The organism is Pseudomonas guangdongensis, from assembly GCF_900105885.1.
GTDB lineage: Bacteria > Pseudomonadota > Gammaproteobacteria > Pseudomonadales > Pseudomonadaceae > Geopseudomonas > Geopseudomonas guangdongensis.
The window spans coordinates 1,944,362-1,956,384 of the sequence record NZ_LT629780.1 but is presented as its reverse complement, the minus strand read 5'-3'; the positions used below and the strand labels follow the sequence as shown (position 1 = coordinate 1,956,384).

Below are 12,023 nucleotides of genomic sequence, written 5' to 3'. Positions count from 1 at the left end.
CCTGTTTGTCTTGGGGACCCCCTCCATGCAATTCCTCGTCAAGAGCGCTCGTCCGGAAACCCTGAAAACCGCCACCCTGGTCGTCGCCATCGGCGAAGGCCGCAAGCTGGGCGCCGCCGCCCGCGCCCTCGACGCCGCCAGCGAAGGCACGCTGAGTGCCCTGCTCAAGCGCGGCGACCTGGCCGGCAAGCCCGGCCAGACCCTGCTGCTGCAGGGCCTGGCGGGCGTCAAGGCCGAGCGCATCCTGCTGGTCGGCTGCGGCAAGGAGCGCGAACTGTCCGAGCGCAGCTACCGCAAGGTGGCGGCCGCCGCGCTGGCCGTGCTCAAGACCCTGGGCGGCAGCGACGCCGCGCTGACCCTCGGCGAGCTGATGGTCAAGGGCCGCGACGCCTACGCCAAGGCGCGCCTGCTGGTGGAAGTGCTGGCCGACGGCGGCTACGTGTTCGACCGCTTCAAGGGCGACAAGGCCGAGGCCCCGGCGCTGACCAGGATCACCCTGCTGGCCGAGGACACCGACCTGCTGGCCTGCGAGCGCGGCGCCGCCCACGCCCAGGCCATCGCCAGCGGCATGGCCTTCGCCCGCGATCTGGGCAACCTGCCGCCGAACCTCTGCCACCCGAGCTTCCTGGCCGACGAGGCCAAGGCGCTGGCCAAGGGCAACAAGGCCCTCAAGGTGGAAGTCCTCGACGAGAAGAAGCTCAAGGAGCTGGGCATGGGCGCCTTCCTCGCCGTCGCCCAGGGCAGCGAGCAGCCGCCGCGGCTGATCGTCCTCGACTACAAGGGCGGCAAGAAGGACGACGCGCCCTTCGTGCTGGTCGGCAAGGGCATCACCTTCGACACCGGCGGCATCAGCCTCAAGCCGGGCCTGGGCATGGACGAGATGAAGTACGACATGTGCGGCGCCGCCAGCGTGCTCGGCACCTTCCGCGCCCTGGTCGAGCTGGGCCTGCCGATCAACGTGGTGGGCCTGCTGGCCTGCGCCGAGAACATGCCCAGCGGCGGCGCCACCCGCCCCGGCGACATCGTCACCACCATGAGCGGGCAGACCGTGGAGATCCTCAACACCGACGCCGAAGGCCGCCTGGTGCTGTGCGACACCCTGACCTACGCCGAGCGCTACAAGCCGCAGGCGGTGATCGATATAGCCACCCTGACCGGCGCCTGCATCGTCGCCCTCGGCAGCCACACCTCCGGCCTGATGGGCAACCACGACGGCCTGATCCGCCAGGTGCTCAAGGCCGGCGAGACGGCCGCCGACCGCGCCTGGCAGCTGCCGCTGTTCGACGAGTACCAGGAGCAGCTGGACAGCCCGTTCGCCGACATCGCCAACATCGGCGGGCCGAAGGCCGGCACCATCACCGCCGCCTGCTTCCTGTCGCGCTTCGCCAAGAAGTTCCACTGGGCGCACCTGGATATCGCCGGCACCGCCTGGGTCAGCGGCGGCAAGGACAAGGGCGCCACCGGCCGCCCGGTGCCGCTGCTCACCCAGTACCTGCTCGACCGCTGCCAGTGAGCCGCCGCCGGCCGGCCTGCGCGCCGGCCGGCACGCCCCGATGAAACGCATCGACTTCTACATCCTGTCCGACGCCGACGAAGCCGCACGCCTGACCTACGCCTGCCGCCTGGCGGCCAAGGCCTGGCGCGCCGGGCACAGGGTCTACCTGAACTGCCGCGACGCGCAGCAATGCGCCGCGCTCGACGAACGGCTGTGGTCGTTCGCCGCCGCCAGCTTCGTCCCCCACCAGCGCGCCGAGGCCGGTCCGGACGCCCCGCTGCTGCTGGCCTGGGGCGGCGACGCCGGCGGCGTCCAAGACCTGCTGATCAACCTCGACAGCCGCGTGCCGGCGTTCTTCGAACGCTTCGCGCGGATCGCCGAGGTGGTCAACCAGGAGCCGCAGACCCGTCAGGCGCTGCGCGACAGTTACCGCTTCTACCGCCAGCGCGGCTATGCTCCGCAACACCTGCACCTGTAAGTCACGAGCCCTCCATGTCCGTCTCGCCCCTCGGCACCGAACCCCCGGTGCTGGAAGACATCGTCGAACCCGCCCCGATTCCCCTGCTGCGCGAACGGATCGTCGCCCCCGAGCCATCAGCGCCGCCCGAACTGGAAGTGCCGACGCTGTGCGAGGTGCTCGACACCCCGCCGCCCGTACCGGCAGCGCGCCTGACGCCGCACCCCGCACCACTGATCGCGCCCGAAGCCGAAGCCGAAGCCGAAGCCGGAGCCGAAGCCGAAGCCGAAGCCGAAGCCGAAGCCGAAGCCGAAGCCGAAGCCGAAGCCGAAGCCGAAGCCGAAGCCGAAGCCGAAGCCGAAGCCGAAGCCGAAGCCGAAGCCGAAGCCGAAATCAGTGTGGCGCCCGCCGCCGAGCCGCTGGCGCGCATCGAGCGCGAACTGCAGGCCGCCGCGCAGCAGATCGTCCGCGAGGTGGTCGCCGACTACCTGCCGCAGATCGAGCGCGAACTGCACCGCCGCCTGGAGGAGCAGCTAGGCCGGCTGCTGCGCGCCGGCCGCCGCTGACCCCCGTTCAGGCCGGCTGCGCCTCGTAGCCCTCCTCGCGCAGCGCCGCCAGCACCTGCTCGGCGCTCAGCCGCGACTCGACGCGCACCTCGCCGCCGGCCAGATCGACGTCCACCTGCGCGTCGGCGTCCAGCGCCAGCAGCGCGGCGCTGACCGCCCGCACGCAGTGACCGCAGGACATGCCCTGAACCTTGAAGACTTGCATAGCCGTTTGCTCCGTTGGATGGTGAAGGGCCAGTTTTCGCCTTGCCACGAGGATAAGGTCAAGCCCGCTTGACCTTATCCTCGTGGCAAGGCCGATCCTCGGCCACCCGACCCGCGTTACCGGAGCACGCCCGATGAGCAGTTCGCCGCCTTCCCTCCCGTCGTTCGACCTGCCGGTCGGCGGCATGACCTGCGCCAGCTGCGCCGGGCGCGTCGAGCGCGCCCTGGCCAAAGTACCCGGCGTGCAGGCGGTCAGCGTCAACCTGGCCAGCGAGAAGGCCCACGTCGAAGCGCCCGCCGACACCCTGCCGGCGCTGCTGGCGGCCATCGAGCGGGCCGGCTACGACGTGCCGCGCCAGAGCCTGGAACTACAGATCGAGGGGATGACCTGCGCCAGTTGCGCCGGACGCATCGAACGCGCCCTGGCCAGGGTGCCCGGCGTGCTGGAGGTCGCCGTCAACCTGGCCAGCGAGCGGGCGCGGCTGGTGGTGCTCGCCGGCGTCGACCCGCAGGCGCTGCTGGCCGCGGTGGTCAAGGCCGGCTACGCCGCCCGAGCGCTGGACGAGCACGGGGCGGACGACGACGGCGCCGAGCGCCGCCTGCGCCGCGAGCGCTGGCAGGTCGCCCTTGCCCTGCTGCTGGCCCTGCCGCTGACCGTGCCAATGTTCGCCGACTGGTTCGGCCTGCATGCCATGCTGCCGGCCTGGCTGCAGTTCGCCCTCGCCGCGCCGGTGCAGTGCGTGCTCGGCGCGCGCTTCTACCGCGCCGGCTGGCAGGCGCTGCGCGCCGGCAGCGGCAACATGGACCTGCTGGTGGCGCTGGGCACCAGCGCCGGCTTCGGCCTGAGCCTCTACCTGTGGTGGCAGGCGCCGCCCGGCGCCATGCCGCACCTGTACTTCGAGGCCGCCGCCGTGGTGATCGCCCTGGTGCTGCTCGGCAAGTATCTGGAAAGCCGCGCCAAGCGCCAGACCAGCGCGGCGATCCGCGCTCTGGAAGCGCTGCGCCCGCAACGCGCGCGGCGCTGGCGGGACGGCGTCGAGGAGGAGGTGGCGGTCGCCGCGCTGCGCCCCGGCGACCTGCTGGCGGTGCTGCCCGGCGAGCGTTTTCCGGCCGACGGCGAAGTGGTCGAGGGCCAGAGCCAGGCCGACGAGGCGCTGATCACCGGCGAGAGCCTGCCGGTGGCCAAGGCGCCCGGCGACCGCGTCACCGGCGGGGCGATCAACGGCGACGGGCGTCTGCTGGTGCGTGCCACCGCCCTCGGCGCCGAGAGCGTGCTGGCGCGGATCATCCGACTGGTCGAGGACGCCCAGGCCGCCAAGGCGCCGATCCAGAAGCTGGTCGACCGGGTCAGCCGGGTGTTCGTCCCGGCCGTGCTGCTGATCGCCCTGCTCACCCTGGGCGGCTGGCTGCTGGCCGGCGCCGGTCTGGAAACAGCGCTGCTCAACGCGGTCAGCGTGCTGGTGATCGCCTGCCCCTGCGCCCTCGGCCTGGCCACCCCCACCGCGATCATGGCCGGCACCGGGGTCGCCGCGCGCCACGGCATCCTGATCAAGGACGCCGAAGCCCTGGAAGTCGCCCACAAGGTCGATACCCTGGCCTTCGACAAGACCGGCACCCTCACCTCCGGCCAGCCGCGCATCGCCCACCTGAGCGCCGTCGATGGCGACGAGGCGCGCCTGCTGCATCTGGCCGGCGCCCTGCAGCGCGGCAGCGAGCACCCGCTGGCCCGCGCCGTGCTGCAGGCCTGCGCCGAGCGCGGCCTCGTCCCCGCCGAAGCCGCCGCGCTGCGCGCCCTGCCCGGGCGCGGCATCGAGGGCGAACTGGACGGTCAGCGCCTGCAGCTCGGCAGCCGCCGTCTGCTCGACGAGGCCGGACTGGCCGCCGGCGCGCTGGAGGAGCGGGCGCGTACCTGGGAGGCCGAGGGGCGCACCCTGTCCTGGCTGCTGGAAAGCGCCCCGGCGCCGCGCTTGCTGGGCCTGCTGGCCTTCGGCGACACCCTCAAGCCCGGCGCCCGCGACGCCATCGCGGCGCTGCACGCACGGCACCTGCGCACCCACCTGATCAGCGGTGACAACCGCGGCAGCGCCACCGCCGTGGCCGCGCAACTGGGCATCGACACGGTGCACGCCGAGGTGCTGCCGGCCGACAAGGCCGCCGAAGTGGCCCGCCTCAAGGCCGGCGGTCATGTGGTGGCGATGGTCGGCGACGGCATCAACGACGCCCCGGCGCTGGCCGCCGCCGACGTCGGCATCGCCATGGGCGGCGGCACCGACGTGGCTATGCACGCCGCCGGCATCACCCTGATGCGCGGCGACCCGCGCCTGGTGCCGGCGGCCCTGGAGATCGGCAGGCGCACCTACGCGAAGATCCGCCAGAACCTGTTCTGGGCCTTCGTCTACAACCTGATCGGCCTGCCGCTGGCCGCCTTCGGCTTGCTCGACCCGATGCTCGCCGGCGCCGCCATGGCGCTGTCCAGCGTCAGCGTGGTCGGCAACGCCCTGCTGCTCAAGCGCTGGCGCCCGTCGTTCGACGCCGGTGCCGGTGCCGGTGCGGAGCGATGAACATCGGTCAGGCCGCCCGGCGCAGCGGGCTGAGCGCCAAGATGCTCCGCCACTACGAGCAGATCGGCCTGCTGCGCCCGGCGGCGCGCGGCGCCAACGGCTACCGGCATTACGCCGAGGCCGACCTGCAGCGCCTGGCCTTCATCCGCCGCGCCCGCGACCTGGGCTTCTCCCTGGAGGAAACCGGTCGCCTGCTGGCGCTGTGGGACGACCGCGAGCGGGCCAGCGCCGACGTCAAGGCACTCGCCCTGCAGCATATCGACGCTCTGGAGCGGCGCATCGCCGAACTGGCCGGGCTGCGCGACAGCCTGCGCGAGCTGGTCGAGCACTGCCAGGGCGACGCCCGTCCCGACTGCCCGATCCTCCACGGCCTGGCCGGCCCGCCGCGCGCCTGAGCGGGCTTGCCGGCGCCGCGCCGAAACCCGAAGCTATGCCGCCCCTAGGAGCCGCCATGAACATCGACGAACTGACCCGCCGCCTGCACGCGATCCGCGACCACAACGACTGGCGGCGCTTCCACAGCCCGAAGAACCTGACGATGGCCGCCAGCGTGGAAATGGCCGAGCTGGTGGAAATCTTCCAGTGGCTGGGCGAGGACGAATCCCGCGCCCTGGCGCCGCAGCAGCTCGCCCACGCCGGCGAGGAAATCGGCGACGTGGTGCTCTATCTCCTGCTGCTGTGCAGCGAACTGGGCCTGGACCTGGACGCCGTGGTGCGCGCCAAGCTGGCCGATACCGAACGGCGCTACCTGCAATGACCTCGCACACCCCGCAAGAAGACCGCCACTTCGACGCCCTGGCCAGCCGCTTCGCCGAAAAGATCTACGGCGGCGCCAAGGGCGCCATCCGCCTCGCCGTGCTGCAGGCCGACCTCAAGGAGGCGCTGCCCGAGCGCCCGCTGCGGGTCCTCGACGTCGGCGCCGGCCTCGGCCACATGAGCCTGTGGCTGGCGCAGCAGGGCCACAGCGTGACCCTCGCCGAGCCGGCCGCGCCGATGCTCGACGGCGCCCGCGCGCGCTTCGCCGCAGCCGGGCTCGACGCCACCTTCGTCCAGGCGCCCTGGCAGGCGCTGCTCGGCGAATTCGCCGCGCCCTTCGACCTGGTGCTCTGCCACGCGGTGCTGGAATGGCTGGCCGAGCCGCCGGCGATCCTCCCGGTGCTGCACCAGCTCACCGCGCCGGGCGGCTGGCTGTCGCTGGCCTTCTACAACCGCGACGCGCTGATCTACCGCAACCTGCTCAAGGGCCACTTCCGCAAGCTGCGCCGCGAACGCTTCGCCGGCGAGGGGCAGAGCCTCACCCCGCAGCGCCCGCTCGACCCGCGCGAGCTGGCGCTGCAGCTCGACGACTGGTTCGCCGTGGAAGCGCAAAGCGGCGTGCGGGTGTTCCACGACTACATGCCCGCCGAGTTCCAGGGCCGCGCCGAACTGACCGACCTGCTGGAGATGGAACTGGCCCACCGCCGCCACCCGGCCTTCGCCGGCCTCGGCCGCTACCTGCACTGGCTGTGCCGGCCGCGCCCTTGACCGGCGCCGGCAGCGCGTCACACTGAAAGCTTCGAAGATCGCCGGCACGCCTGCGATGGCATGCCGGCCCCGCCTCGGGAGAACCGGCCATGCTGCTGCGCTGCTGTCTGCTCGCCACCCTGCTGCTGCTCGGCGCCTGCCAGACGCCGAGAGTCGACAGCGACTACGACCCCCAGCGCGACTTCGCCACCCTGCGCACCTGGCGCTGGGCCGAACCGGCGCTGCAGTACCGGCCGGACGACCCGCGCCTGGCCAGCGACCTCACCGCCCAGCGCGTGCGCGAGGCGGTCGCCGAGCAGCTGGAGCGCCGCGGCCTGCGCAGCGCGGCGGCAGGCGCCCCGGCCGACCTGCAGGTGCAGGCCTGGCTGATCGTCGAGCAGCGCCAGCAGCAGGTGGTCAGCCACTACGGCGGCTTCGCCGGGCCCTACTGGGGCGGCTACTGGGGCGGCATGCCCTACAGCGAGGTACGCACCCTCGACTACCGCGTCGGCACCCTGCAGCTCGACCTGCGCGACAGCGCAGGCCACCTGGTCTGGCGCGGCAGCGCCGCGCAGGTGCTGCCCGCCACGCCCGGCACACCGGCCGAGCGCAGCGCGGCGATCCGTGCCACGGTGGCGAAGATCCTCGACCAGTACCCGCCGCGCCGCCGCTGAGCGCCGCGACCGCGCGGGGTTATCCTGCCCACCCGAGCCTTTCACGGAGTCCGCCCATGTCCCTGCCCAGCTGGTTGCTGCTGGCCCTGCCCCTGATCTCCGGCGCGATGATGCCGCTGCAGACCGGAGTCAATGGCCAGCTGGCGCGACACATGGACAGCGTGCTGGTCGCCTCGCTGATTTCCTTCATGGTCGGCAGCCTGGCGCTGCTGGCCATCGTCCTCTATCAGCGCGAGCTGCCCGGCGGCCTTGCCGGCTTTCGCGGGCTGAGCTGGTGGCACTGGACCGGCGGCCTGCTCGGCGTGCTGTTCGTCGCCAGCGCCGCCTTCGCCGGACCGCGCATCGGCGCGCTGCTGTTCATGTCGCTGGTGCTGGCCGGACAGCTGAGCGCCGCGCTGCTGCTCGACCACTTCGGCTGGGCCGGCTTCAACCAGTCCTCGATCACCCCCGGCAAGCTCGCCGGACTGGCGCTGATCGTCGCCGGAGTCTGGCTGATCCGCCGCGGCTGAGGCGCTGTGACTTCCCGGCCGGTCGCCGCTACACTGCGCGCGCCCTGCGCCGCCACAGACCTCGCCCTGTCCGGGCGCCCGCCGCCATGGCACGGCTCCCGCGCCGACGCTGCGTGCCGGCCGGACGACGAGCGCCCCGCCCTGGAAGTTGCCATGCCCGCCACCCCATACGCCCCCCGACCGGAACCACCGCAATGAGCGCCCTGCTGCGCGACGGCCGCGACGCCTGGCGCCATGCGCCGACCCAGCGGCGGGTCTGGGCGCTGGCCGGACCGATGATCCTCTCCAACCTGTCGGTGCCGCTGGTGGCACTGGTCGACAGCGCGGTGATCGGTCACCTGCCCCACGCCCACCAGCTCGGCGCCGTCGCGGTGGGCGGCAGCCTGTACAGCCTGCTGGTGTGGACCTTCGGCTTCCTGCGCATGGGCGCCACCGGCTTCGCCGCGCAGGCCTGCGGACGCGGCGACGGCGGCGCGCTGCGCGCCCTGCTGGCCCAGGGGCTGCTGCTGGCCGTGCTGATCGCGCTGCTCTGCAGCCTGCTGGCGATGCCGCTGCTGCCGGCGCTGCTCGGGCTGATGCAGCCGGGCGCCGAGCTGGACGCCCTGGCCCGCGACTACCTGCAGATCCGCCTGCTCGGCCTGCCGGCGGCGCTGGCCAGCTATGCGCTGATCGGCTGGCTGCTCGGCGCGCAGAACGCCCGCGCGCCGCTGGCCATGCTGCTCACAGCCAACCTGCTGAACGTGGCGCTGGATCTGTGGCTAGTGCTCGGCCTCGGCTGGGGCGTGGCCGGCGCTGCCTGGGCCTCGGTGTGCGCCGAGTGGAGCGGCGCACTGCTCGGCCTGTGGCTGGCGCTGCGCCGGCTCGCCGAACACCCCGGCCGCGCCGCCTGGCCGGCGCTGCGCCGTTGGGGCGCCTGGCGGGGGCTGCTGACGGTGAACCGCGACATCTTCCTGCGCACCCTGGCGCTGCAGACGGTGTTCCTCGCCATCACCGTACAGGGCGCGCGCCTCGGCGACGCCACGGTGGCGGCCAACGCCCTGCTGCTCAACGGCCTGCTGCTCGCCGCCCACGCCCTCGACGGCCTGGCGCATGCGGTGGAGGCGCTGTGCGGACATGCCATCGGCGCCCGCGACCGCCTCGCCCTGCGCCGCGCGCTGTGGGTGAGCGCCGGCTGGTCGCTGCTGGCCAGCCTGGGCTTCGCGGCGTTCTTCCTGCTCGGCGGGCGGGTCTTCATCGACCTGCAGACCGACATCGCCGAGGTGCGCGCCATCGCCTATCGCCACCTGCCGTTCCTCGCCCTGCTGCCGCCGGTGGCGGTATGGAGCTACCTGCTCGACGGCCTGTTCATCGGCGCCACCCGCGCACGGGAAATGCGCGATGCCATGCTGCTGGCCCTGCTGCTCTGCCTGCCGCTCGCCGCTGCCCTGCACGACCGGCACAATACTGCGCTGTGGTTCACATTTCTTTGCTTTATGCTTGTACGTAGCGTGACGCTGGGCGCGTTCTTCTGGCGCCTGAACCGGCAGGACGCCTGGTTTCCCCGCCACTGATCGCCCAACGGTTCTCCCCCTGCCCAGGAGCTGTGCATGTCCGGTCGCCCGCCCATCGACGAAATTCGCCGCCAGAACGCCCTGGACAGCCTGGAGGTCCTCGACACGCCGGCCGACCCGCACCTGGACACCCTGGTGCGCCTGGCCCGCGAATCCTTCGGCGTCTCGGCGGTGCTGATCAGCCTGATCGACCACGACCGCCAGTGGTTCAAGGCGCGCAACGGTCTGGAGCTGAGCGAAACGCCGCGGCAGATCTCCTTCTGCAGTCACGCCATCGAGCGCGAGGAGATGCTGGTGGTCGAGGACGCCCGCCTGCATCCCTGCTTCTGCGACAATCCCATCGTCACCGGCCCGCCCTACCTGCGCTTCTACGCCGGCCAGCCGCTGTGCGACGACGGCGACCAGCCGATCGGTACCTTCTGCCTGCTCGACTTCCATCACCCGCGCACCCTCAGCGAGACCGAGCGCGCCCGCCTGCGCGACTTCGCCTACCTGGCCATGGGCTACCTGAAGATCAACGCCATGTCGCGCCAGGCCGAGGAACTGCGCCAGGCGCTGACCCGCGCCCAGCGCAAGGCCATGCTCGACCCGCTGACCCAGGTGTGGAACCGCGCCGGCCTCGACCACCTGCTGCCGCGCGAGCAGGCGGCGGTGAAGGCCAAGGGCCTGCAGCTGGGCCTGCTGATCTGCGATATCGACCACTTCAAGGCGGTCAACGACAGCCACGGCCACGCCTGCGGCGACCAGGCGCTGTGGGAAGCGGCGCGGCGTCTCGGCGCCAGTCTGCGACCGAGCGATCTGGTGGCGCGCATCGGCGGCGAGGAGTTCGTGGTCCTTGCCCGGGTCAACAACGCCGAGGAATTGGCGCGCATCGCCGAACGGGTGCGGCACAACATGGCCGACAGTCCGGTGCGCACCGAACAGGCCGAGCTGCGGCTGAGCCTGAGCATCGGCAGCACCCTGCTGCGCGAGGGCGAAGGCCCGGCCAGCGCCTTGGCCCGCGCCGACCGCGCGCTGTACCAGGCCAAACGCCAGGGCCGCAACCGGGTGATGCCCGCCTAGATCGCGGCGCCCGCTGCCCGCCGGGGCCGCGCGCGTCAACCCGGCTCGAACCGCGCTCCGGCATGCGCGGGCTCCCGATGCACGCCGCCGAGCTTCCGGCTCGCTCTAGGCGGTGCCTCGACGCTGCCGCCCGCGCCGCCTAGAATGCCGCCCCCTGTCTTGTTGCCCGGTCGCCGCCATGTCCACCCCGTCCCCCCGCCCGCTGGTCGCCGTCGTCGGCGGCGGCCCGGCCGGCCTGATGGCCGCCGAAGTCCTCGCCGCCGGCGGGGCGCGCGTCGAGCTGTTCGATGCCATGCCCTCACTGGGGCGCAAGTTCCTGCTCGCCGGGGTCGGCGGGATGAACATCACCCACGCCGAGCCCAAGGCGCCGTTCGTCGCCCGCTACGGCGCACGCGCCGCCGAGATCGGCGCCCTGCTCGACGACTTCGACGCCGACGCCCTGCGCGCCTGGATCCACGGACTGGGCATCGACACCTTCGTCGGCAGCTCCGGGCGGGTGTTCCCCGCCGACATGAAGGCCGCGCCACTGCTGCGCGCCTGGCTCAAGCGCCTGCGCGAGCAGGGCGTTGTCCTGCACACCCGCACCCGCTGGCTGGGCTGGAACGCCGATGGCAGCCTGCGCCTGGCAGGCGTCGACGGCGAGCAGGCGCTGCAGGCCGACGCCTGCGTGCTGGCCCTGGGCGGCGGCAGCTGGGCGCGGCTCGGCTCGGACGGTGCCTGGGTGCCGCTGCTGGCAGCGCGCGGCATCGCCGTGGCGCCGCTGGCGCCGAGCAACTGCGGTTTCGAGGTGGCCGGCTGGAGTCCGTTCTTCGCGCAAAAGTTCGCCGGCGCGCCGGTCAAGCCGGTGGCTATCGCCATCGACGGGCTGCCCGCCCGCCAGGGCGAGTTCGTGGTCACGGCGCAAGGCGTGGAAGGCAGCCTGATCTACGCGCTGTCGGCGCCGATCCGCGAGCGCATCGCCCAGGACGGTGGCGCGCTGATCCATCTCGACCTGTTGCCCAACCGTACCCGCGAGCAGGTGCTGGCGGCGCTGAACAAGCCGCGCGGCTCGCGCTCCATGGCCCGCCATCTGGCCGGCATCGGCATCGACGGGGTGCGCGCCGGCCTGCTGCGCGAGCTGACCGATGCGGCCACCTGGCAGGACCTGCCGCGCCTGGCTGCGGCGATCAAGGCCCTGCCGCTGGAGCTGGTGCGCCCCCGGCCGCTGGACGAGGCGATCAGCAGCGCCGGCGGCGTGCCCTTCGAGGCGCTGGACGCGCGCCTGATGCTCGCCGCCCTGCCCGGCGTGTTCTGCGCCGGCGAGATGCTCGACTGGGAAGCGCCGACCGGCGGCTACCTGCTCACCGCCTGCTTCGCCAGCGGCCGCCGCGCCGGGCGAGGGGTGCTGGAGTGGCTCGGCAGGCAGCGCGCCCGCTGACCGTCATGCACGTCCCGGCGCCCAC

Annotated in this window: 13 protein-coding genes; 12 read left to right on the top strand and 1 reads right to left on the bottom strand. The window is 72.8% G+C overall.

Features of this window, described 5'->3' with window-relative positions; translation table 11 throughout:
- Positions 1-25 precede the first annotated feature (25 nt).
- From BLU22_RS09265 to BLU22_RS15075, 3 genes are read left to right on the top strand one after another with little or no spacing between them, the layout of a single operon-like run.
- On the top strand, positions 26-1,513 hold the full coding sequence (locus BLU22_RS09265; RefSeq protein WP_090213841.1) for a leucyl aminopeptidase: 1,488 nt from the start codon (positions 26-28) through the stop codon (positions 1,511-1,513).
- Between the two features lie 40 nt (positions 1,514-1,553).
- Positions 1,554-1,973, top strand: a complete 420-nt coding sequence (locus tag BLU22_RS09260; protein WP_090213840.1) for a DNA polymerase III subunit chi — start codon at positions 1,554-1,556, stop codon at positions 1,971-1,973.
- 14 nt (positions 1,974-1,987) lie between these two features.
- Positions 1,988-2,518, top strand: a complete 531-nt coding sequence (locus BLU22_RS15075) for a flagellar biosynthesis protein FlhF (protein WP_162274138.1) — start codon at positions 1,988-1,990, stop codon at positions 2,516-2,518.
- A gap of 7 nt (positions 2,519-2,525) precedes the next feature.
- On the opposite strand, the gene BLU22_RS09250 is transcribed toward BLU22_RS15075, so the two are convergent.
- Positions 2,526-2,723, bottom strand: a complete 198-nt coding sequence (locus BLU22_RS09250) for a heavy-metal-associated domain-containing protein (protein WP_090213838.1) — start codon at positions 2,721-2,723, stop codon at positions 2,526-2,528.
- Between the two features lie 133 nt (positions 2,724-2,856).
- Between BLU22_RS09250 and BLU22_RS09245 the strand changes: the two genes are divergently transcribed.
- The 9 genes from BLU22_RS09245 (at position 2,857) to BLU22_RS09205 (ending at position 11,998) form a co-directional block, all read left to right on the top strand.
- On the top strand, positions 2,857-5,283 hold the full coding sequence (locus tag BLU22_RS09245) for a heavy metal translocating P-type ATPase (protein ID WP_090213837.1): 2,427 nt from the start codon (positions 2,857-2,859) through the stop codon (positions 5,281-5,283).
- On the top strand, positions 5,280-5,678 hold the full coding sequence (gene cueR / locus BLU22_RS09240; RefSeq protein WP_090213835.1) for a Cu(I)-responsive transcriptional regulator: 399 nt from the start codon (positions 5,280-5,282) through the stop codon (positions 5,676-5,678). The genes BLU22_RS09245 and cueR overlap by 4 nt, the downstream gene beginning before the upstream one ends.
- Positions 5,679-5,734: 56 nt before the next feature.
- On the top strand, positions 5,735-6,040 hold the full coding sequence (locus BLU22_RS09235; protein WP_090213834.1) for a MazG-like family protein: 306 nt from the start codon (positions 5,735-5,737) through the stop codon (positions 6,038-6,040).
- Positions 6,037-6,807 carry a methyltransferase domain-containing protein gene (locus BLU22_RS09230; protein ID WP_090213832.1) on the top strand — a complete coding sequence of 257 codons (771 nt, stop codon included), beginning with the start codon at positions 6,037-6,039 and terminating at the stop codon, positions 6,805-6,807. Before BLU22_RS09235 ends, BLU22_RS09230 begins: the two co-directional genes overlap by 4 nt.
- A gap of 89 nt (positions 6,808-6,896) precedes the next feature.
- Entirely contained in the window at positions 6,897-7,460 is a 564-nt protein-coding gene (locus tag BLU22_RS09225) for a DUF4136 domain-containing protein (RefSeq protein ID WP_090213831.1), read from the top strand.
- Between the two features lie 56 nt (positions 7,461-7,516).
- Entirely contained in the window at positions 7,517-7,969 is a 453-nt protein-coding gene (locus tag BLU22_RS09220; protein ID WP_090213829.1) for a DMT family transporter, read from the top strand.
- Positions 7,970-8,163: 194 nt separating this feature from the next.
- A complete protein-coding gene (locus tag BLU22_RS09215) occupies positions 8,164-9,519 on the top strand; it encodes an MATE family efflux transporter (RefSeq protein WP_090213827.1) in 1,356 nt (451 codons plus the stop codon).
- Positions 9,520-9,555: 36 nt separating this feature from the next.
- Positions 9,556-10,581, top strand: a complete 1,026-nt coding sequence (locus BLU22_RS09210) for a sensor domain-containing diguanylate cyclase (RefSeq protein ID WP_090213825.1) — start codon at positions 9,556-9,558, stop codon at positions 10,579-10,581.
- 178 nt (positions 10,582-10,759) lie between these two features.
- Positions 10,760-11,998, top strand: coding sequence for a TIGR03862 family flavoprotein (locus BLU22_RS09205; protein ID WP_090213824.1), 1,239 nt, complete (start codon positions 10,760-10,762; stop codon positions 11,996-11,998).
- The last annotated feature ends 25 nt before the right edge of the window (positions 11,999-12,023 follow it).

What these genes read in the sequence shown, in the direction of transcription:
- BLU22_RS09265 (WP_090213841.1), top strand. Translation starts at nt 26, where the DNA reads ATGCAATTCCTCGTCAAGAGCGCTCGTCCGGAAACCCTGAAAACCGCC.
- BLU22_RS09260 (WP_090213840.1), top strand. Translation starts at nt 1,554, where the DNA reads ATGAAACGCATCGACTTCTACATCCTGTCCGACGCCGACGAAGCCGCA.
- BLU22_RS15075 (WP_162274138.1), top strand. Translation starts at nt 1,988, where the DNA reads ATGTCCGTCTCGCCCCTCGGCACCGAACCCCCGGTGCTGGAAGACATC.
- BLU22_RS09250 (WP_090213838.1), bottom strand. Translation starts at nt 2,723, where the DNA reads ATGCAAGTCTTCAAGGTTCAGGGCATGTCCTGCGGTCACTGCGTGCGG.
- BLU22_RS09245 (WP_090213837.1), top strand. Translation starts at nt 2,857, where the DNA reads ATGAGCAGTTCGCCGCCTTCCCTCCCGTCGTTCGACCTGCCGGTCGGC.
- cueR (WP_090213835.1), top strand. Translation starts at nt 5,280, where the DNA reads ATGAACATCGGTCAGGCCGCCCGGCGCAGCGGGCTGAGCGCCAAGATG.
- BLU22_RS09235 (WP_090213834.1), top strand. Translation starts at nt 5,735, where the DNA reads ATGAACATCGACGAACTGACCCGCCGCCTGCACGCGATCCGCGACCAC.
- BLU22_RS09230 (WP_090213832.1), top strand. Translation starts at nt 6,037, where the DNA reads ATGACCTCGCACACCCCGCAAGAAGACCGCCACTTCGACGCCCTGGCC.
- BLU22_RS09225 (WP_090213831.1), top strand. Translation starts at nt 6,897, where the DNA reads ATGCTGCTGCGCTGCTGTCTGCTCGCCACCCTGCTGCTGCTCGGCGCC.
- BLU22_RS09220 (WP_090213829.1), top strand. Translation starts at nt 7,517, where the DNA reads ATGTCCCTGCCCAGCTGGTTGCTGCTGGCCCTGCCCCTGATCTCCGGC.
- BLU22_RS09215 (WP_090213827.1), top strand. Translation starts at nt 8,164, where the DNA reads ATGAGCGCCCTGCTGCGCGACGGCCGCGACGCCTGGCGCCATGCGCCG.
- BLU22_RS09210 (WP_090213825.1), top strand. Translation starts at nt 9,556, where the DNA reads ATGTCCGGTCGCCCGCCCATCGACGAAATTCGCCGCCAGAACGCCCTG.
- BLU22_RS09205 (WP_090213824.1), top strand. Translation starts at nt 10,760, where the DNA reads ATGTCCACCCCGTCCCCCCGCCCGCTGGTCGCCGTCGTCGGCGGCGGC.